The sequence below is a fragment of the Rhizobium rhizoryzae genome, from assembly GCF_011046895.1.
Classification (GTDB): domain Bacteria; phylum Pseudomonadota; class Alphaproteobacteria; order Rhizobiales; family Rhizobiaceae; genus Neorhizobium; species Neorhizobium rhizoryzae.
On record NZ_CP049250.1, the window covers coordinates 1,052,667 to 1,074,707 of the forward strand.

Below are 22,041 nucleotides of genomic sequence, written 5' to 3' on the forward strand. Positions count from 1 at the left end.
GGGAGGAAATCATGGCCGTAAGGCAAAATCCGAAACGGGAAAAGCAGATCGAGTTGGCGCAAACTGTGCTGACGGACCATAGCGGGGTCCTTCTCGATCCGGCAATCCTGTTCGGGCGGGCGAGTAACGATGATATCGCCGCCTATACGCCGGAGATGCTGGCTGCCGCCGCGCTTCACGCAAGCGAAGAGCTGAAGGCCTGGAAGGGCGATGCGGCCAGGATCACTGTTTCGTCCTCAGACGACGTTCAGCCCAATGGCCAGCGCATATCCATCCTCACCATTATCGACCGGGATATGCCTTTCCTCTTCGATTCCGTCATGGGAGAGGTGACCAGCACCCATCGCGATATCACGCTCGCGGTTCATCCTATTCTGGATTTTGAGCCAGGCTCGTCTCCTAAGCTTTATTCGCATGAGCGCAGTCAGGCAAATGCACGGCATGTTAGCTTCATTCAGATCCATCTGGCGCTTTTGAGCGATGAGCAGGCTCACTCCCTGATCGAACGCCTGCGCCAGGTGTTGGATCGTGTCCATTCCGCCATCAGCGACTGGAAGCCGATGCTGGATCTTCTCGACGCCGCCATGAGCGAACTTCCGGACAATGTGGCGCGCGGCCGCAAGATGCAGCGCGGGGAGGTTCTGGATTTCCTGAGCTGGCTGCGGGACGGAAATTTCATCTTCCTCGGTATGCGGGAGTATATCTATTCCGGCGATGGCGAAAGCGCGACCGTCGAGCGCGGAAAGGGTCGCGGTCTTGGGATTCTCTCCGATCCGGATGTTCTGGTTCTGCGCCAGGGCAAGGACAAGGTGACCACGACGCCGGAAATCCTGCAGTTTCTGCAGGGGCCGGATTACCTCATCGTTACCAAGGCCAATGTGAAGTCTGTCGTTCACAGGCGCGCCTACATGGATTACGTCGGCGTGAAGCGCTTTGACGCTGAGGGCAAGGTGACCGGCGAACTGCGGATCGTCGGTCTGTTCACCGCAACCGCCTATACGCATTCTGTCATCGACATTCCGCTGTTGCGCGAGAAGGTCGCCAAGGTCGAGGATCATTTCGGCTTCGACCCCTTGAGCCATTCCGGACGCATGCTCAAGAACACGCTGGAATCCTATCCGCGCGACGACCTGTTCCAGATCGATCCGGATCTTCTGGCGCGCTACTGCGAGCAGATCATGGAACTGGCGGAGCGTCCGCGCGTGCGTGCTCTGGCGCGTATCGACCACTTCGATCGATTCGTATCCATCCTTGTCTATGTTCCACGTGAAAACTATGACTCGGTCGTTCGCGAAAAGATCGGCCACTACCTCGCCGAGGTGTTCCAGGGGCATGTTTCAGCCTATTATCCGGCATTCCCGGAAGGCGGCACGGCGCGCGTGCACTTCATCATCGGACGCCGCGACGGGAAGACGCCGCGCGTCGCCCAGAGCAAGCTCGAAGATGCGATTCGCGATATCTCGACGCCTTGGGAAGAGCAGTTTGTCGCTCTTGCTGGCTCCAAAGTGCCGCAGTTGGAAACGACTTACGCCTTCCAGGAAGCTTTCACGCCAGCAGAAACGGTAGAAGATCTGGACGATATCCTTGCCTGCGGGCAGGGCGAAACCATCCGTATCGCTCTCTATGAGCGCAAGCTTGTGGAGGAAGGACGCAAGGTCCTATCCCTCAAGATTTTCCATGCGGAAGGACATCTGGCTCTATCGCGCCGTGTTCCGCTTCTCGAAAATCTCGGCTTCCAGGTCGTCAGCGAACGGACGTTCGATCTGTTCCTGAAGGCGGATGGCAAGCGCATCGTCGTGCACGACATGGAGCTGGAACTCACGGAACAGCGCTCCATCGATATGGTCAAAGAAGCGCCATTGGTTGAGGAGGCGTTTCTCGCCGCCTTCTCCGGTGCCGTCGACAATGACAGCTTCAACAGACTGGTGCTGCTCACCGGGCTGTCCGTCCGCGAGACAAATGTCTTGCGTGCTTTCGCCCGCTATCTGCGCCAGACAGGCATCGTCTACTCGCAGGCCCATATCGCGGATACCCTCGCGCGCTATCCGCAGATCAGCCGCCGCCTTTTCGAACTGTTCCGGGACGGCTTCGATCCAAGCATTGGCGACAAGCAGCGCGAGCGCAAACTGGCGGATCATCACGCAGCACTCGAAGGCGCACTCACTGCCGTTCCCAACCTGGACGACGACCGGACGCTGCGTCGCTACGTGAACCTCATCGACAGCACGTTGCGCACCAACTATTTCCAGAAGGATGCCGATGGAAAGTCTAAGGCTATCCTAGCCTTCAAACTGGACCCCAGCCGCCTAGAAGGGTTGCCGCAGCCTCTGCCTTTCCGCGAAATCTTCGTATACGGCACTGAAGTGGAGGGCGTTCACCTTCGCTTCGGCAAGGTAGCCCGTGGTGGTCTTCGCTGGTCCGACCGCGGTGAAGACTATCGCACGGAAGTGCTGGGCCTCGTGAAGGCGCAACAGGTCAAGAACGCAGTTATCGTACCGGTTGGTGCGAAGGGCGGATTCTTCCCGAAAAAGCTGCCTTCGCCAGCACAGCGCGATCTGTTCTTCAATGCGGGCCGCGATGCCTACAAGACCTTTATCCGTACGATGCTGTCCATCACCGATAATATCGTCGGCGGTGACATTATTGGCCCTGCCGATACGCTGCGACTGGATGGTGACGACCCATACTTCGTAGTGGCCGCCGACAAGGGAACTGCAACCTTCTCCGACACCGCAAATGGCTTGGCGCAGGAAGCAGGCTTTTGGCTGGATGATGCGTTCGCCTCCGGTGGTTCTGCCGGTTACGACCACAAGAAGATGGGTATTACCGCGCGTGGGGCCTGGGAAGCCGTCAAGCGCCACTTCCGCGAAATGAATATCGATATTCAGTCGACGCCGTTCACCGTGGCGGGTGTAGGAGATATGTCGGGCGACGTGTTCGGCAACGGCATGCTGCTGTCGCGGCAGATCAGGTTGATAGCCGCTTTCGACCACCGCGACATCGTGATTGATCCGAACCCGGATATTGAAAAGACCTTCAAGGAGCGCGAGCGCATGTTCGCCCTGCCACGGTCGAGCTGGCAGGATTTCGATCAGTCCGTGCTGTCTGAGGGCGCGATGATCATCTCGCGCTCCGAGAAATCGGTGAAGCTGACGCCACAGGCCAAGGCTGCCATCCATATCGACAAGGACGTGGCCACACCCTTCGAGATCATGACGGCGATCCTGAAGAGCCCTGTCGATCTTCTGTGGTTCGGCGGTATCGGCACCTACATCAAGGCCCCCTCTGAAACCGATGCGGAAGTGGGTGATCGCGCCAACGATCCGATCCGCGTCACGGCGGGAGAAGTTCGCGCCAAGGTGATCGGCGAGGGGGCAAACCTCGGCGTGACCCAGAAGGGCCGCATTGCCTATTCGCTGAACGGTGGACGTTGCAACTCGGATGCCATCGACAACTCTGCTGGTGTAAATTCCTCTGACGTTGAGGTGAATATCAAGATTGCTCTCAGCCCTGCCATGCAGGACGGTCGCCTGCCGCGTGACAAGCGCGACAAGCTGCTGGCTTCCATGACGGAGGATGTGGGTCATCTGGTTCTGCGCAATAACTATCTGCAGTCTCTGGCGATTTCGCTGACGGCACGCCGTGGTGTGCGAAACCGTGAGGAACTTGCACGATTGATGTCTGCGCTCGAAAGCCGTGGCGAGTTGAACCGCAAGGTGGAAATGCTGCCGGATGATGCCGAACTTGCCGATCGCTATGCGAGCGGCAAGCCGCTGACGCGGCCGGAAGTCGGCGTTCTGTTGTCTTACTCCAAGATCGTGTTGTTTGATGCGATCGTGGCGAGCCAGCTGCCGGATGATCCTTACTTCGGTTCGGTGCTCACCGGTTATTTCCCCAAGCAGATGCAGAAGACATTTGCCGAGGATATTTCCAATCACAGGCTGAGCCGCGAGATCATCGCGACCATTCTTGCCAACGAGGTCATCAACCGCGGCGGTCCCGGCTTCGCGCAGATGATGAGCGATATCAGCGGCCGTGGTCTGGTGGATGCCGTGAAGGCGTCATTCATCGCCCGCGATGCATTCGACCTGCCCAAGCTTTGGGCGGCGGTTGATGCTCTGGATACCAAGCTGGATGGCGAAGTTCAGAACGATCTCTATGAGCGTATCGGCGAGATCTTCATGGGCGCAACCATCTTCATCCTGCAGACGGGCATGACCACCTTGCCTGTGGCGGAGGCCGTCCAGAATATTCGCGGTGGCTTGAAGAGCCTGCGCTCCGCGATTGCCAAGACGGCAATCGAGGCCACAGATTGGCCCGAGGGTGTACCCGCAGACTTGGCGACCGAGCTGGATCTTCTTCCCAATCTCGTTCTTGTGCCGGAAATCATGCTGATCTCCGATCGCAGTGGCGCGCCACTCGCTCGGGCGACCGAAGTGTACTTCAGTGTCACCGACACGTTCCGCGTCAACCGATTCCTCGATGCGGGCGAGCGTTTCAGCCCGGCGGATCACTACGAGAACCTTGCTTTGGTGCGCAGCCTTCAACAGATCGCAACAGCGCGACGCGATATCGTATCCGCTGCTCTCGCTGGCTATGGAAGCGAGAAGCGTCCTTTGGAGGCTTGGCTGGCGAGTGACCGCATTCGCTTGAACCGCATCAGCAGCGAGTTGCTGGCGCTGAGCGAAGGGGGTGAGACGTCGCTGGCGAAGATGATGGTCGCAGCGAGCCTGTTTACCGATCTTGCCCAATCGCAGGTTCGGTGATCCTATAGGATCTTCAGGTCCGGCTTCGGTTTATCGCCGTGGCCGGACCAAAGGGCGGCTCTCCTGCGTCGCTGACAATGACTGCTTGGAGATAGACGCGTGAGCACTTTGCAAACCGGGATGGAGACGCGTGCCTCTTCCCGCGGAATCTGGGGCTGGATGCTGTTCGACTGGGCAGCCCAGCCATTCTTTACTGTTGTCACGACCTTTGTCTTCGGCCCCTATTTCGTTGCCCGACTGACTGAAGATCCGGTCTCGGCACAGGCCATGTGGAGCAACATGGCAACGGTGTCCTCGATCATCATCGCTGTTCTGTCGCCGGTTCTGGGTTCGATCGCGGATCAATCGGGTGCACGCAAGCCGTGGATCCTGTTTTTTGCCTTGATCAAGATTGCATCGCTTTCGATGCTCTGGTTTGCGGCACCGGGGTCGTCGCTTCTATGGCCTGTCACCTTCATGATCCTGGCGTCGATCGCAGCGGAATTTTCCATCGTCTTTAATGATTCCATGATGCCGCGGCTGGTACCGGAGCGGGAGGTTGGCCGCATCTCCAATACGGCATGGGGGCTCGGCTATCTCGGCGGCATGATCGTCCTGATCCTTGTTGTGGGTTTCCTTGCGGGCGACCCAAAGACAGGCAAGACACTCCTCGGTCTCTCGCCTCTCTTTGGTCTCGACCCGGTTCAGGGTGAAGATGCGCGCGTAACAGGGCCACTTGCAGCACTCTGGTATCTGATTTTCGTCCTGCCGATGTTCCTTTTCACGCCGGATGCCGCACGCGGCCTTCCCATGCGCCAGGCCGTGCGGGCGGGTGTCGCGCAACTGAAAAGCACCGTGGCTGAACTGGTCACCCACCGTCGGATGACCCTACGCTTCCTCATTGCCCGCATGCTCTATCAGGATGGGGTGAACGGTGTGCTGATCCTGGGCGGTGCCTTTGCGGCTGGCATGTTTGGCTGGGCAACGCTGGAAATCGGGCTCTTCGGGATACTGATCAATGTTGTGGCCATTTTCAGTTGTCTGATCGCCGGACGCCTGGATCGCATCATGGGTTCGAAGCGCGTGGTGATCGGGAGCCTCATCCTCCTGATCATTGCCACGACCGGCATTGTCTCGACCGGGGTCAATTATACGATCTTCGGTCTTGTCTCGCTGCCTGCGGTTGATGGCGGAGGCCCCTTCGCCACCTCGGCGGAAAAAGCCTATCTGATTTTCGGAGCACTGATCGGTGCCGCATTCGGACCTGTTCAAGCGTCTTCACGCTCTTATCTGGCCCGGAGCATTTCTGTAGACGAGGCGGGACGTTATTTCGGAATCTATGCGCTTTCCGGTCGCGCCACCAGCTTCCTGGCAACGCTGTCGTTTTCCATCGTCACCTATGCAACAGGGTCTGCCCGCCTCGGCATGGCTACGCTGATCGTTTTTCTCGGAGCCGGATTTCTACTGCTTCTTGCAACACGCTATCCCGCCAAATCGCCTGATTGACAGCAGTCAAAAGATCCCGCCGCTGATCTGTCGGCCGCGGGATCTTTAACCGATATCAATGGCGGAAGTGACGCATGCCGGTAAAGACCATGGCAACACCATGCTCATTTGCGGCGGCAATGACTTCTTCATCCCGCATGGAGCCGCCCGGCTGGATGACGGCGGTTGCGCCTGCCGCAATCATGGACAGAAGGCCATCGGCAAAGGGCAGGAACGCTTCCGACGCAACAGCAGAACCACGCGTCATAGGCTCAGCCCAGCCCATGGCCTTAGCGGCTTCTTCGGCCTTGAGACCGGCAATTCGGGCAGAGTCCACACGGCTCATCTGACCGGCACCGATGCCAGCCGTCTGACCGTTCTTCGCATAGACAACGGCGTTGGACTTCACATGTTTGCCCACCTTGAAGGCGAACTTCATGTCGATCAGTTCCTGCTCCGTTGGCGCACGCTCGGTCACAACGCGCAGATCGAGGTCTTCCACCATGCCGTTGTCACGGGTCTGTACCAGAAGACCACCCGAAACAGTCTTGGCGGTCAGGCCGCGCGAGCGCGGATCCGGCAAACCACCCGCGGCCAGGAGGCGCAGATTGGGCTTGCGGGCGATGATGGCCTTGGCTTCATCCGTTACGTCCGGTGCGATGATGACTTCGGTGAACAGTTTGACGATCTCTTCTGCCGTCGCGGCATCGAGTGTCTGGTTCAGGGCAATGATACCGCCAAAAGCAGAGGTGCTGTCGCAGGCAAGTGCCCGCTTATAAGCCTCCATTAGCGAGCTGCCGATCGCGACACCACAGGGATTGGCGTGTTTGATGATTGCGCAGGCAGGACCGTTTTCAGAAGGGAACTCGGCAACAAGTTCGTAGGCTGCATCCGTATCGTTGATGTTGTTGTAGGAAAGCTGCTTGCCCTGAATGAGCGAAGCGGTCGCAACACCTGGACGCTTGTCGCCTGTCAGGTAGAAGCCAGCTGACTGGTGCGGATTTTCGCCGTAGCGCATTTCCTGCGAGAGAACCCCGCCGAGTGTGCGGTAGCGCGGCATCTCGATGTCGAGGGCCTCGGCAAACCAGTTGGAAATCATCGTGTCGTAGGCGGCGGTGCGGGCATAGGCCTTGGCCGCCATTTTCTGGCGGAACGCATAGGCCGTCTGGCCTTCTTCCGTTGCAAGCGCCTGAATGAGTTGCGGATAATCCTGCGGATCGACCACCACCGTTACATAGGCGTGGTTCTTGGCCGCTGCACGGATCATCGCCGGACCGCCAATATCGATGTTCTCGACTGTGGTTGGATAGTCGCCGCCTGCGGCGCGAACTTCCTCGAACGGGTAGAGGTTGATGACTGCTATGTCGATCGCGCCGATCTGGTGGTCATTCATAGCCTTGACGTGATCCGCATCGTCGCGAATGGCGAGAAGGCCGCCATGGACACCGGGATGCAGGGTCTTGACGCGACCATCCATGATTTCAGGAAAGCCGGTGACATCCGACACGTCGGTGACGTCGAGACCGGCTGCGGCCAGCGTCTTGAAGGTGCCGCCGGTTGACAGAAGGCGTACTCCATGGCTGCTGAGGGCCTGTGCGAGCTGCACGACGCCGGTCTTGTCCGAGACGGACAAGAGCGCTGTGCGGATCTTCACTTTGTCAGGGGCAGGGATCATTTTGGAAACAACGGCCATCGGTCACTCCGTTCAGGTGGGACGCCCGTCAGCTGGCGCCTTTTTCATGCGCGCCGCCTAGCACAGCTTGACCTTCGAGGGAATGCGAATCAGTTCTACCCTTGTTTCTTTAGCATCCAACGAAGATCTGTCGTTTGAGGCAGGGTAAATTCGATCACCAGCTGCTGACTGGGACAGATGCCGGTCACGTCGGCAAAAAAGATGTCGTCTTCGATATCGACGCTCTGTCCGGGTGCCGAGAAAAGCCAGGTTTCACCATCCGCTCCCTCCAGCATGACCGTGTCTTCATGCAATTGCGTCAGGAGGATTGACGGGTGAATATGGAAGCGGGCGGTTGCGGCAAGACTCTCGTCATGACGCTGTTCGATCTGATCTTCGGGACGGAAGAAATGATCGTGTCCCTTGATCTTGTTTCCCTTCGCCGCGAGCCCGATCTCGCGCCGGTGCACCCAGCCAAAGGGTCTTACATAGCCGTCATGGCTCGCCTTCAGCCAATCGTTGCCGTAAGAGTCCTCCCATCGTTCGGCAGTCACCTCTTCGATTCCGTCCAGAATGAGCGGTCCCAGCAAGTTCGACTGCAGGATTCGCGACGAGGAGGTTTCGCCAAGTGTGATCGTGGAATGCGCTGCGGTCGAACGCGCCATCAGCCGGTAGCTGCGGTTCGCGAAGCGTGGCATACCCGCATTGACGATGAACCGGCTTCTGCCAGCCGACATTTCAAACGACAGACACCCCGCATGCGCAGTCTGCGAGACATCGAGCCGATGAGCCTTGCCCGTATCGACGATTATGGTGGTTTCACCGGCGGCGAGCCTGTGAAAATGGCTATGAGGAAGCGCCTTGAATGGCTTGCCACCGGTTTCATCGTAACGCAGAGCCGCGAGAAGTTCGGCAGCCGGGGTGGCTGTCGCTCCATTGAAAAGCGCGAGATCTCCATCCTGATGGCGGAAAAAGCGTAACGCCGGATAAATGCGGTCGATCGTGGGGATCAGTTTGGTGGGAACATCCTGCCCCAGATTGATATAGGTTTGCCTCAGCGGCAAAAGATCAAGCAGGATTTCCAACGCGGTGCGGGGATTGCGGGAGATGTGGCCGCCGTCTGCCAAGACCTGTCTCTCCAGCTCGCGATCCAGCTTCTGACCATCCTTGAGCACCAGCTTGGCAGAAGATGGCATCGCAAGCGACATCATCGCGAGCGCGATGTGGATTCGCAGCTTCACCTCGCCTTCGCCCACGCAGGTGGAAATCTTGCGCAGATATCGCCTATGGAAGGCCAGGCTCTTCATGAAGCGGCGATAGAAGCTTGCTTCCGCGCCATTCAACACCACCGGCGAGTGTGACAGCCAGGCGATGACGCGCTCCGTCGTGACATGTGGCTCCCAAGCTATGCCGCTTGTATGGTGACCATGGATTGCAAGCCAGGACGAAATGATGGCCCGTGTCTGGTTTCGCGCCTTGGCTGTTTTGAGCGCCCGCATATGCCGCATCCAGGAAAAGGCGTGCAGACGTTCTGCAAAGGCCTTGGACGGCAGATGTTGCAGAAAGGGTGAGTCGTTTTCGACTTCCAGCAAGCGTCCAGCCAGCGGAAACCGGCCAGCCAGGATCTCCTCCGCGATGAAGGGATCAACGGCGCGTAAATCAGTTGGAGCAACGATCAAACGCTCTGGAACTCCCTGCGACGCTCGACCGATAGACATGCAAAGGCTCGCCATGCGACGACCAAGGCGTCGTCGGGCCTCCATCAGTGCCAGAGATAATCGTGTACGGCGCTCGGCCAACTGCATCATGAATACCGACATGCGTGAGAGAGGGCGTGCCAAGCGACACGAACGGATCGCCCGAAACGCTCCAATAAATTGTTTCAGGTGTTTCCAGACACCCAAGCGATGATTGCCGTTTGAGCTGGGATCGCCCGGCGCCAATCGCTCTCGCAGGAGTATGGCGGACTACACCTTGGCAGCCGAGTCTGGCGCGTTATGGTGAAGAAACTCTTACCGACGCCGCAGGATGCACGCAAAGAAGCCATCCATGCCGCCCGCATAGCCATTTTCTGCCTTAAGCATTGCGGGCGAGGTGCGGAACTCGCCAGAATTATTGATGGCATCTTCCAGGCCGGGCCAATCCGCCTTCGGAACAGGCACCCGCTCTATGGTATCCGTTTCGGCCAAGAGATCACGAACGACGTTCTCGCCTTCGAGGGGATCGAGAGAACAGTTGGAGAAGACAATCAGGCCGCCGGGTTTGACCAGCGTGATGGCGTGCCGCAACATCTTGGCCTGCAGGGCTGCAAGCTTCTCGATGTCTGAAACACCCTTGGTCCAGAGGACGTCAGGGTGTCGGCGGGTGGTCCCGGTCGAGGAGCAGGGTGCGTCAAGCAGAACGCCATCGAGCAATTCATCTGGTTTGAATGCAAACAGGTCTGTGTGAACGACCTCGGCGTCCAGTTTGAGCCTTGCAAAGTTTTCCGCCAAACGCTTGGCGCGATTTGCCGATTGCTCGACGGCGGTCACCTTTGCGCCGCGGACGACAAGCTGAGCCGTCTTTCCGCCTGGAGCTGCGCAGAGATCGGCAATACGCTTGCCCTGAACATTGCCAAACAGCTGTGCGGGTATGCTGGCCGCGGCGTCTTGAACCCACCACTCCCCATCTGCGAAGCCGGGCAGTGACGGAATGGCGCCGTCGAATGCAGCAAGACGAACTGTCCCGGTCGGCAAAAGACGACCGTTCAGCCGCTTTGCCCAATCTTCCGGATTGCTCTTCACCGTCAGATCGATAGGTGCTGGCGTGAGTTGGGATTCGGCGATTTCTTTTGCGGTTTCGGGCCCATAGGCTGCAGCAAGCCGTTTCAGGAACCATGCCGGCATCGGGGGGATGTCGCGCCCGTCTTCGAGGATCGCATCTCGCTCTCGCACCATGCGCCGAAGAAGCGCGTTGACCAGCTTCGCGAAGCGACGATTGCGAGGGTCGCGATTGGCCTGCTCAACGGCAAGATCCACCGCTGCGTGGGATGGAACATCCAGATACAGGATCTGTGCCGCTGCGGTCGTCAGCACATGCTGGAGCGCCCGGGCCCCCTCGGGCAGCGACTTGTCAAGCATTGCGGCCAAGGCGGCTTCAATTCGCGGCAGGTGGCGCAGAGTGGCGTTCAGGATCGCCCGGCAAAGGGCGCGGTCTGCGTCACTGAGTGCCCGATAGACGGGATTGCCATGACCGGCGTCCAGCATCCCGTCCAGAGGTGTGCGTTTGTCGATGACAGCAGCAAGAATCTTGGAGGCAGCGACCCGAACGTCCAGACCCGGCTTTGCGTCCTGGGTCGCGGGAGATGGTCTTGATGGGCGAACCGCCGAACGGCCTTGAGGCTTGTTTTTCTTGTTCTGCGTGTTTTCGTTCAAGACCAAGGACCTTTGCGCGGTTCGTCATTGCCCCGCGCGGAACCAGTGTTGGGCACCGAGCGGGTTGTCCGGCTCGGTCTAGCAGCCGCGAAGGTTTGCGTCGAGGGAGACGAGCGGAATTCGGCTGCCATGGACTGCAGAGCGGCAATGCGATTTTCCGTGTTCGGATGTGTTGAAAACAGGTTGTCCATGCGCTCGCCCGAGAGAGGGTTGATGATGAACATATGGGCCGTTGCCGGGTTTCGCTCGGCATCTGCGTTGTGAATGACCTGCGCAGCGCCAGCAATCTTTGCAAGGGCGGATGCCAGCCATAGCGGGTTACCACAGATTTCCGCGCCTCGGCGATCGGCAGAATATTCACGCGTGCGGCTGATTGCCATCTGTACAAGCATTGCCGCAAAGGGCGCGACGATCATCGCGACCAGAACGCCGATGAAACCGAGTGGATTATTGTTCTCGCGATTGCCGCCAAGAAAGAAGGCGAAATTCCCGAGCATGGAAATGGCGCCGGCCAGTGTGGCCGTCACCGTCATGGTCAAGGTGTCCCGGTTCTGAACGTGTGCCAGTTCATGAGCCATCACACCGGCGACTTCTTCCGGAGTCAGTTGCTGAAGAAGACCTGTCGAGGCGGCGACCGCTGCATTCTGCGGATTGCGTCCGGTGGCAAACGCATTCGGCTGGGGGCTTTCGTAAATGTAGACCTTGGGCATGGGCAGGCCCGCATTGGCCGAGAGATCACGGATCATGCGGAAGAATTCCGGCGCGTTGCTTTCGTCGACCTGCTGTGCCCGATAGGCGGACAGAACCATCCTGTCCGAGTTCCAATAGGAAAACAGGTTCATCCCGGCTGCGATGAGGAAGGCGATCATCATCCCGCCCCGGCCACCAATCAGAAAGCCGACCCCCATGAACAGGGCTGTCATGAACGCCAATAGCATGGCTGTGCGCATCGTATTCATAGTCGTGACCTTCCAGACGTCCAAAATGGCCTTTAAACTGCGGCAGAACAGGCATAAATGATGTGGTGAACTGAACCTTCATTTCAACTGGTTTGATCTTTGACCATCTGAAACAAGGACGTGATGGCCATGCCTGCACCCGACAACGACAATGAAATTTCAACTTCAGCCGACGCGTCAGTCTCGGAGCGCCCGAAGACCCTGTCGCCTGCAGCTCAACGTGCATTGCGCGAAGCGGAGGAGCGCCGAAAGAGTGAGATGCAGTTCGATCTGCCTGTCGAGCATGGCGGTCGCGGAGGTGCGGACCCGGCGCGGTTCGGCGATTGGGAAATCAACGGACGCGCTATCGATTTCTGAGTGCTCTAGTCGTCAGGTTGCCTGGCATGCGCTGTCGCCTCTTGATCGTGCAGCCAGTTTGCGAGCGCTGAAATCATCATTAGCCGAAGGCTTCTGCCGCGGACAAGCGCTTTGGTCATTGCCATGGTCTCTTCGGGAAAACCGATTTCTGTGACCAGTTCGGAAGGTCCGATCTTGCGATTTCGAAGGATGGCTTCGATACGGCTGACCGCAGAAGGAAGCAGGTAGCGGCCATCCGCTATCGGCTCCTGTTTCCTATCTCTCGGCATGAAGTTGCCAGCACTAAGGTTTGGACTATCGGAGAGTGTCCCCAATTCGCGGAGAAATTCAAGCCGCTCCTGCCTGCTGGCGCGATGCCAATGTTTGCGCAGCTTGTCCAGACGATTGGCTTTTTCCTTACGCGTCATAGTCCCACTCATGACATTGTTCATCCGCAGTCTGTCTCTGGCAGACTGTCGTGTCTTACGGACGTCCTGACCAATCGCGCCAGAACATTCAATTTCTCTTCAAAACAAGACGCTTATTCTGAGATCCGTTCCATGTGTCCCGCGTTAACACATACAACGCGGGGATGAATGTATTGTTTTGATTTGGTTGCATATCTTGGTAGCGAAATCTTAACGGGTATCCGATCTAATGTCAGTGAATTGTCGAACTGTGTGTTCGAAAGCGCACGTGGATTTTTTTGTCGGCGTGCGACAAGCGCGCCGAAATGATATCGGAAACCTGATGCCCCTCATTGTCATTCTCGATGATCAGGAGACCAATCGCCGAATTTTCGAGAGGCTTGCCTCGTCCATCGAAAGCGGCATGGTTATCCGTGTGTTTGGAGATCCGTCGCTCGCGCTGAAGGAGTTCGGTGAAGGGCTTGTGCCTGATCTGATCGTGACCGACTACAAAATGCCCGTCATGGACGGAGAAGGCTTCATTCGGGCGTTGCGCCTGCTTCCTGGCTTTTCTGAAATCCCGGTCATCGTCATTACGGTTTACGAAGAACGCAGCTTCCGCATGCGTGCGCTTGAGGCCGGCGCTACCGATTTTCTTCAAAGCCCGGTCGATCATCAGGAGTTCGTCACCCGCGCACGCAATCTCCTCAAACTGCGCAAACAGCAGTTACTGCTGGAATCCCGTGCAGAAGTTCTGGCTCAGGAACTCGCCAGCAGTGAAGAAAGCCGTGAAGCGGCTCTCCGCGATTCCAGCGAGAGACTGGCCCAGGTTATCGATACGGTTCCGGCCATGGTCAGCGCAAGCGATCTGGATGGTCGCATTCTGTTCGCCAATCACTTCGCCGGAAGTTTTTTCGGCTGCGATCCGGCTGACCTTGTAGGCAAAAGCAGCGACGCCCTGGTGGATCCGGATCTCATCGCTCCCAACCGGTTGCTGGATCGCAAGGTCATTCGAAGTGGCCAGCCCTTGATGAGTTTTGAGCGCCAACTGACCAACAGCTTTGGCGAAAAGCGTGTCTTCCTCACCACGAAGAGCCCGCTGCGTGATTCTCACGACGCCATCATGGGCGTCGTGACAAGCGCACTCGATATCACGGATCGAAAGCGGGCCGACGAGCATCTGCTGCATGCCCTCCAGCATGATGCCGTTACAAGCCTGCCAAACCGCAATTTCTTCCAGGATCGACTGCGACGTGAAGTTGCGCGCGCACGCCGCGGCGATCGTGCTTTCGCCATCCATCTGGTGGATATTGACGAATTCAAAAGCATCAATGATCTGCTTGGACACGAAGCCGGAGATGCCTACCTCCGGGAAGTGGCCAGCAGACTTTTGGCACTTGCCGGTCCTGACGATTTCGTCGCCCGGGTGGGGGCGGACGACTTTGGTTTTCTCCAATCGATTTCCGGCAACACTTTGCCGCCTGCCGATCTTGCAGATCGAATCGTCACGGCGCTCGGCGCGCCATTCGAGTTTGGAGGGAAGGACGCGGCCTGCGGTGCAAGCGTTGGTGTAACTCTCTATCCGTTCGACGCAACGGAGGACGAACGTCTCATGCAGAATGCCGAGCTTGCTCTTCAGCAGGCCAAGCAAAGGGGCGGGAATCAGTTCCGGCTGTTCGAAACGAACATGGCCGAGCGCACACGCAATCACGCGGCTCTGGACAGTCGCTTGCGCCTTGCCATCGACCGAAAGGAGTTCGAGCTTTACTATCAGCCGCAAGTCTCCTCAGCGACAGGCCAGATCATTGGGGCTGAAGCGCTCTTGCGGTGGAACAGTCCCGACAGGGGGATGGTGTCGCCAGGCGAATTCCTGCCGCGCGCCGAAGAAAACGGCATGATCGTTCCGATCAACGAATGGGTGCTGATGGAGGCGTGCCGTGAAGCCAAGTCCTGGCACCGAATGGGCCTTGGTCCCATCAAGATCGGCGTCAATCTTTCGCCTATCCAATTCCAGCGAGTCAATGTTTCGGCGCTGGTCGTCAAGGCGCTTTCTGCTACGCAACTCGATCCGCGTTGCCTTGATCTCGAGATCACGGAAAACATTGTGATGGAGGACAGCGAATCGGTGGTCGCCACCTTGCGACAGATCGCCGAGCTCGGAGCGACCATCTCTGTTGACGATTTCGGAACCGGCTATTCGTCCTTGAACTACATCAAGCAGTTTCCGCTCGACCGAATCAAGATCGACCAATGCTTCATTCGCAATATGATCGATAACCCGAGCGATCATGCGATCGTGCGGACAGTCGCCAATCTTGGACATAGTCTCGGCCTGACGGTTGTGGCGGAAGGGGTTGAAACCGAAGCGCAGGCAAATCTTCTTAAGGCAGACGGATGTGATGTCATGCAGGGCTATTTCTATGGAAAGCCTATGCCGGCAGCAGACTTCATCGCCATGGTGCGTGCCAGTCGCAAGCTCGAGTTGACGGCATGACCGGCCTGCGTCCCTATGATTTCGGCCGCCTTTTCAAACAGTCGATCTCGCAATCCGTCTATGACATGCGGGCCCTCCTGAAGCAGCGTCCTGACACCGAGCATGAACTAACCGCCAATCGACTGCTGCTGTCGTCGACATTCCTGATCTATCTCGTGATATCGCACATGATGGGGTCGGATGCTGCAACGACTGCCTTGCAGATTGCCGCCGTTCCTGCGCTTGCCTTCGAGGCCATCGCCGGCGCGCTTTTTCTTCATTTGCTTGTTTCACCCGGCGTGTCCCATGTTCGCCGCCTTATCGGCATCGTTGCCGATCTGGGGTTGTTTTCCTTCGGGGTCCACATTAGTGGCGAGGCTGGCGCGGCTTTCATCCTGGTCTATTTCTGGGCCGTGTTGGGGAATGGTTTTCGCTTCGGTTTGACATATCTGGCAATCGCGGCGGTCACGGCGCTTGTCTGCTTCGGCGTTGTCTACGCAAACACTCCGTTCTGGCAGAGCCAGCCGAGTGTTTCGATCGGCTTGGCAGCAGCACTGATCGTGATACCCGCCTATACCTCGAAGCTCATTCGTAAACTGTCAGAAGCCAAGCAGCAGGCCGAGGAGGCCAGCAGATCAAAAAGTCTGTTTCTGGCCAGCATGAGCCATGAGCTGCGCACGCCGCTCAATGCGATCATCGGCCTTGCGGATCTTCTTGTCTCTGCGCGCCTGAAAACTGAACAGCATGAGATGGCGCGTGTTATCGGAGCTTCAGGGCGCTCGCTGCTGTCGCTGATCGAAACAGTTCTGGACTTTGCACGGATCGAATCCGGGCAAATGACGATCAAGAGCGAGCCTATTGAACTATCCGCATTGCTGCGGGACGTCCGGGCCATGATCGGCGTCAGCGCAAGCAAGAAGGGATTGCGTGTTGCCATCCACATCCGGCCTGGTGCGCCACGTGCCGTCGTTGCCGATCGCCGCCATCTCGAGGAAGTCATCCTGAACCTTGCCAGCAATGCAGTAAAATTTACCGAGCACGGCTATGTGCGGCTCGAGGTCGGGTTCCGCTCGGAAACGGATGAACGCGGCGATCTGCTGGTTGATGTGGCTGACACCGGCATCGGTATCGATCCGTCTGCCCATGGGCGCATATTCGAGCGGTTCACGCAGGCTGATGGCAGTATCATGGACCGCTTTGGCGGAACCGGTCTCGGTCTTGCAATTGTTCGCCAACTCGTCCGAACGATGGGCGGCGAAATATCCGTCTCCAGCGCTCTGGGTCGTGGCAGTGTCTTCTCATTCCATCTGCCGGTGGAGGTGGCTGAGCTTGAGGCGCCGCATGCATCCGAAGCGGCTCCCATACTCATATCGCAACGGCATCACGACGGTGCACTTATCGCCGGACTTTCACCGGTCACCAGCCTAGAGGCTGCCATAGCCCGCATACGTTCGCTTCAAGCGAACGGAATCTCGCGTCCCGCTGTACTGATCGATGCCGCCTTGACAGATCCGACAGCGGTCGAAGTCGCCCACGCGCTGCTGCAGCCAGGCACGGGGGAGGACGAGCCGGTTCTCGTTCTTCTCGTCGATCCCGTTTCGCCGGTTCCAGACTTCGACCGGAACCTGTTTGTCGCGGTCACCAATGGCAGTGACATGGAACTGGCGAAGCATCTGGCCGGTTTGAGCGGAGCGCCATTGATTGTGGACGACCAGCCTGCCGCTACGGCCGGATACCGGATCCTGATTGCGGATGACAACAAGACCAATCAGATGGTCATCGCCAAAACGCTGGAGAGCGGTGGTCATAGCTTCGAGATCGCCGATAACGGTGAAGATGCCGTCGACCTGATGCTGAAGGGTGGTTTCGACCTCGTGCTGATGGACGTCAATATGCCCGTCATGAACGGTATCGAGGCGACAAAGTTCTATCGATTCGCATCCCTCGGAACGGTTGCGATCCCAATTGTTGGCTTTACAGCAGATGCGACCGGAGAGGCTCGACAAAGATGTCTCGATGCCGGCATGATGGAATGCCTTACGAAACCAATCGAGCCAAAGCGGTTGCTTGCTGAAATTGATCGGCTGCTCGATGGCGCCATTCCTGTTGCACGTGAATCATCCGAGGAAACTGGCACAGATGCGGATTCCCCCTCTGCATCAGAGCAGCCGGTCATCGACAGCGGGACAACTGCTGCCTTGGCGCAGCTTGGTGGTGATGAATTCGTTGACGCTTTGCTGACGCAATTCGTGGACGATTCTGCCAATGCGATGAAGGCGCTCGCAAATGCCGTTGCAGAGGAAAATGTCGGAGAGTTCCGCAATTCTGCGCATGCCTTGCGCAGCGCCGCGGCGAATGTCGGCGCCATGCGCATCTATCAGATGTGTCTTGACTGGCGGGAGATCGCCGACCGCGAACTCAGTGAAAGCGGCGAAATCCACGTTCATGAATTGCATGAGGAAATCGATCGCTTCCGGCAGGAGCTGGATTCACGCAAGAGGCGCGCATCCTGACGAGGCGCAGGGTCAGGTCAAGCCAACCCGCTTGGCCTGAGCGGCTCGCAAACGCTCGATCTTTCGCAAATCCTGCTCATCCAGATTCATCGCGGCGTCCACCCACAGATCAACGACGTCTCGAAGCTCCTCATAGGTAAGCCCGTTGACCCGGCGTCCTACGTCCCGGATGGTCCGGTGAATGGCGTGCTTGCGGCTGTTGCGGGCAATGTAGTCCCGAACCGCCTCCTCGCCTTTTCCATCATCGACAACCAGTTCGACCAATCCCATTTGTTGCAGTTCTTCCGCGGTATAGACCTTGCCGCTGGTAATCATCCGCATCGCTCGGGCCGGATCCAGCTTGCGAGACAGGAAGCTGTAGGCTCCCATGCCCGGAAAGAGATTGAAGAGGATCTCGGGAAGACCGAACTTCGCAGAACGCTCCGCGATGATGATATCCGATGAGAGCGCGACTTCGAAACCTCCGCCAAGCGCATCCCCCTGAACAAGGGATATCAGGATGATGGGGAGGCCCAGGCTGCTGGCGCACGAGTACATCAGATCGATGCAATCATGCGCATAACGGCGCAAACGCTCGCGGTCTTTCGAGCGGATGTGCTGCGCAAAATACCCAAGATCGCCGCCCAGATTGTAAATGCCTGGCAGGCCGGAGCCGCTGACCAAATAGAGCAGTTTTTGTTCCGCTGGCGTGCGATGATAAATGGACTGAACCGTGTTGCGGAAATCGATGAGATCGCTCAGCAGGCCTGGTGTGAAACTGGGCGCCGAGTGCGGTGTCATGTAGTACCACAGTGTCCGGTTCGCCGGATCGACCTTGATCTTGAGATTTTCCCACTCTCGGAGAGCGAAGCTGAGTTCCGGTGGCAAGCCTTCGCGGCGCTCTCGGAAATGTGTCGTATTGACACGTTTTTCGTCATCCAGTCCTTCCGGGATTTGTCCCAAAACTGGATGACCCTTCATAAGTTGATAGGCCAGACGCTCGTAGTCCGTTACTTCCGCCATGTGCATAACCCTCAGCCGCTTAGCCGACACATTATCAGACCTACCGCATCTGCGAAGAGTTATTATTAATTTTTTGTTAAGTTTGGATAACAAACATGGTTAACGTTTAAGCTTCTCAGATTCTAATTCGAATGCTGTTTGAGGTGGTTAGATGATACCTGATTAACAGCGTCAACTATAGATCAAGTGCAGTTTAGAGGCGGTGCGTCGGTCGGGCGTCAGTTAGTAATGGCGCAGATAGTTCCTGTCACACGCCCGGTTGATTTTCCTTACGGATCTCGAAAACGTCCGTGTCATCGAAAAATCAGGTACTTTCTGCCATTAACCCAGGAATGTCCCAAATTGAGCTTGATCCAAAAACTGCTCAGCACCTGGAGCCGTGCTTTCGAGAGGAGGACGCATTGTTTGTGTGATCGAAGACGATCCTTTCCAGCATTTCCGTCTTTGGCCCACTCGGAATTGGTAGCGGCCGCTCTAACTACTGCCTGAAGCTGCATCGAGGGATTTTGTCGTCCGTATGCAGATTTGAAATGCGCGGGAGGGTCAGCATGAAAGACGGCAAGATGGCGGAACACCTGGGCGAGACCCATGAACTCAAGCGGGTCATGGGGCCGGGCCTCCTGCTTCTCTTCATCGTGGGCGACATTCTTGGAACAGGCATATATGCGCTGACCGGACAGGTGGCTGCCGAAGTCGGAGGCGTGGTCTGGCTACCCTTTCTTGTCGCCTTCGGTGTCGCCTTGCTTACAGCATTCAGTTACCTGGAACTGGTCACGAAGTACCCGAAGGCCGCAGGTGCCGCCCTTTATACGCACAAGGCGTTCGGCATTCATTTCCTCACCTTCCTTGTTGCGTTCGCAGTGATGTCTTCGGGCATCACGTCTGCTTCGACCGCTTCACGTGCGTTTGCAGCCAATTTCGTAGCTTCAACCGGTCTTGCATCCGGCGGATTGACGATCACGCTTGTCGCACTCGCATTCATTGCCTTGGTCGCAGCCGTCAACTTCCGTGGCGTGGGCGAGAGCGTAAAGGTCAATGTCCTGCTCACCGTTGTTGAGTTGAGCGGATTGCTGATCATCATCGGCATCGGCTTCTGGGCAATCATGGGCGGGCAGGGCGATGTGTCTCGCGCGTTCACATTCCAGCCTGCTCAGGATCACGGCCTCTTCTGGTCTGTTATTGCCGGAACCACTCTGGCCTTCTTCGCCATGGTTGGGTTTGAGGATTCGGTCAACATGGCTGAAGAGTGCAAGGAGCCGAGCCGCATTTTCCCAAAGGTCTTGCTCGGTGGTTTGATCATAACCGGGGTCATCTATGTCCTGGTCGCGATATCCGCCATCACCCTGGTTCCTGCAGCAGATCTTGGGGAAGGCGAGACGCCCTTGCTGAAGGTTGTTCAGGCGGGAGCACCGGGCTTTCCAATCAGCGTCTTTGGCATCATCACCATGTTCGCCGTTGCAAATTCTGCCTTGATCAACATGATGATGGCGAGTCGGCTGATCTATGGCATGGCCAGAGAAGGCGTTCTCCCGGCATTGCTCGGTCGTGTTCATGCCAAGCGACGCACGCCTTACATCGCGATTCTCTTCACAACATCGATCGCTGTGCTGCTGATTACTTTCGTTGGCGCCGTGCCTGCGCTTGGGGGAACGACTGCTCTGCTGCTTCTCTGTGTTTTTGCGATCGTCAACATCGCCGTGCTGGTCCTGCGCAAGGACAAAGTGGAACACAAGCATTTTCGCACGCCGACAATCGTGCCTGTCCTTGGCGCGATCAGCTGCGTTTTTCTTGCTGGTCCATGGACGGGTCGTGATCCTATACAGTACGCAATTGCCGGAGCTCTGATCGCTGTCGGGATCCTCTTCTGGTTCATAACTGTGCGGGTCATGAAAACAAGCGCGCAGCCGGCCTGAGACGGACCTTTAAAGCGTCGGGCGACTGATCGGGAACGGCCCGGCGCTCCAAATTCTTTGTTGACGCATCGGTTGAGCGAAAAGCCGGTTTCCACTTTTTCGCCCGATGCTCTTGTCAGGTTATGCGTGGTGGTCTCGCCACGCTCTTTGGCTGTTGTCAGCGGGAAGGGCGCGCGCTTCGTAAACTCCACGAGCGGTTGCCCGGGCAAATGTCAGCGTGGCCAGATGGCACAACTCCATGAAATCGGAAGGCTGCGCCAAAGCGCGTCTGGCCGTCGAGGCGGCAAAGACCGTGTCGCCATCTGCGGGCAGATGGGCAGGCAGGATTGCCCGCGCCAGTCCATCCTGAGCCATGATGGATAGTCGATGAGCCTGTGCCTTGGTCAGGGTGGCATCGGTCACCACCAGACCGATGGTCGTGGCCTTGAGATTGACGCCCTTCAGGCGCAGTGCCAGATGATCCGCATTGAATTGCGAAGGAAGGCCAAGACCGCCGAATTCATTACCCTGCTCGAAGGGAGCAGCCCAGAAATGCGGGCCTTCGCTAACGGTCGCCGATCCCAGCGCGTTGACCGCAACAAGAGCTCCGATTCGATGGCCGGTGGAAGTCACCGCACTGGCTGAGCCCAAGCCACCCTTAAAGGTGGCCGTTGTAGCGCCTGTGCCTGCCCCGACTGTTCCCAGATCAAAACGACCGGTCTGGGCCGCCTTGAATGCTTCATACCCCATATCTCGATAGGGCGAATGAAGGCCCCAATCCTTGTTGCCGCCATTCAATAGATCCATGAGGATTGCCTGCGGCACGATCGGAACGCGTGTCGTACCAACCTGCAAGCCGCGTCCCATTTCGCGAAGACCAGCCTGTACACCGCCTGCGGCATCGAGGCCGAATGCCGAGCCTCCGGAAAGGACCAGCGCGTCAACCTTTTCCACTGTCATGGCCGGGTCGAGAAGAGCGGTGTCCCGCCCGCCGGGTGCACCACCCAGAACGGTGCCGGAAGCGATGGCCGGTTCATTGAACACAACGACACTGACTCCTGAACCCAGGTTCAGGTCGGTCGCATGGCCGACACTCAACCCCTCGATATCGGTGAGAAGATTGAGCGTTTCAGCCATGCGGTGC

The 22,041-nt window shown here is 57.7% G+C and carries 13 protein-coding genes; 6 read left to right on the plus strand and 7 right to left on the minus strand.

The window, feature by feature from the left end; all coding sequences use genetic code 11:
- Positions 1-11: 11 nt before the first annotated feature.
- Positions 12-4,766, plus strand: a complete 4,755-nt coding sequence (locus G6N80_RS11250) for an NAD-glutamate dehydrogenase (RefSeq protein ID WP_165133838.1) — start codon at positions 12-14, stop codon at positions 4,764-4,766.
- A gap of 120 nt (positions 4,767-4,886) precedes the next feature.
- Positions 4,887-6,251 (plus strand): MFS transporter, encoded by a 1,365-nt coding sequence (locus tag G6N80_RS11255; protein ID WP_246251490.1) that lies wholly within the window; start codon positions 4,887-4,889, stop codon positions 6,249-6,251.
- A 55-nt stretch (positions 6,252-6,306) separates the two neighbouring features.
- Here G6N80_RS11255 and purH read toward each other — a convergent pair whose 3' ends face one another.
- From purH to htpX, 4 genes are all read right to left on the minus strand, one after another.
- Positions 6,307-7,923 carry a bifunctional phosphoribosylaminoimidazolecarboxamide formyltransferase/IMP cyclohydrolase gene (gene purH, locus G6N80_RS11260; protein ID WP_165133841.1) on the minus strand — a complete coding sequence of 539 codons (1,617 nt, stop codon included), beginning with the start codon at positions 7,921-7,923 and terminating at the stop codon, positions 6,307-6,309.
- 95 nt (positions 7,924-8,018) lie between these two features.
- Positions 8,019-9,701, minus strand: a complete 1,683-nt coding sequence (locus tag G6N80_RS11265; RefSeq protein ID WP_376781706.1) for a heparinase II/III family protein — start codon at positions 9,699-9,701, stop codon at positions 8,019-8,021.
- Positions 9,702-9,914: 213 nt separating this feature from the next.
- A complete protein-coding gene (locus G6N80_RS11270) occupies positions 9,915-11,315 on the minus strand; it encodes an RsmB/NOP family class I SAM-dependent RNA methyltransferase (protein ID WP_165133844.1) in 1,401 nt (466 codons plus the stop codon).
- Positions 11,312-12,274, minus strand: a complete 963-nt coding sequence (gene htpX, locus G6N80_RS11275) for a zinc metalloprotease HtpX (RefSeq protein ID WP_165133847.1) — start codon at positions 12,272-12,274, stop codon at positions 11,312-11,314. Before htpX ends, G6N80_RS11270 begins: the two co-directional genes overlap by 4 nt.
- A gap of 129 nt (positions 12,275-12,403) precedes the next feature.
- On the opposite strand from htpX, the gene G6N80_RS11280 reads away from it, so the two are divergent.
- A complete protein-coding gene (locus G6N80_RS11280) occupies positions 12,404-12,631 on the plus strand; it encodes a DUF1674 domain-containing protein (RefSeq protein ID WP_062557324.1) in 228 nt (75 codons plus the stop codon).
- Between the two features lie 5 nt (positions 12,632-12,636).
- On the opposite strand, the gene G6N80_RS11285 is transcribed toward G6N80_RS11280, so the two are convergent.
- The gene (locus G6N80_RS11285; protein WP_162249609.1) at positions 12,637-13,050 is read right to left on the minus strand and encodes a hypothetical protein; all 414 of its coding nucleotides are present in this window, start codon (positions 13,048-13,050) and stop codon (positions 12,637-12,639) included.
- Positions 13,051-13,360: 310 nt separating this feature from the next.
- Here G6N80_RS11285 and G6N80_RS11290 point away from each other — a divergent pair, with 310 nt between their 5' ends.
- Positions 13,361-15,511, plus strand: a complete 2,151-nt coding sequence (locus G6N80_RS11290) for a two-component system response regulator (protein WP_165133850.1) — start codon at positions 13,361-13,363, stop codon at positions 15,509-15,511.
- Complete coding sequence (locus G6N80_RS11295) at positions 15,508-18,003, plus strand: ATP-binding protein (protein ID WP_165133853.1); 2,496 nt, start codon at positions 15,508-15,510, stop codon at positions 18,001-18,003. The genes G6N80_RS11290 and G6N80_RS11295 overlap by 4 nt, the downstream gene beginning before the upstream one ends.
- A gap of 12 nt (positions 18,004-18,015) precedes the next feature.
- Here G6N80_RS11295 and G6N80_RS11300 read toward each other — a convergent pair whose 3' ends face one another.
- Positions 18,016-19,005, minus strand: a complete 990-nt coding sequence (locus tag G6N80_RS11300) for a crotonase/enoyl-CoA hydratase family protein (RefSeq protein ID WP_246251476.1) — start codon at positions 19,003-19,005, stop codon at positions 18,016-18,018.
- 548 nt (positions 19,006-19,553) lie between these two features.
- On the opposite strand from G6N80_RS11300, the gene G6N80_RS11305 reads away from it, so the two are divergent.
- A complete protein-coding gene (locus tag G6N80_RS11305) occupies positions 19,554-20,918 on the plus strand; it encodes an APC family permease (RefSeq protein WP_246251477.1) in 1,365 nt (454 codons plus the stop codon).
- Positions 20,919-21,038: 120 nt separating this feature from the next.
- Here the strand turns inward: G6N80_RS11305 and G6N80_RS11310 are convergent, their stop codons facing one another.
- Entirely contained in the window at positions 21,039-22,034 is a 996-nt protein-coding gene (locus G6N80_RS11310; RefSeq protein ID WP_165133856.1) for a P1 family peptidase, read from the minus strand.
- Positions 22,035-22,041 lie beyond the last annotated feature (7 nt).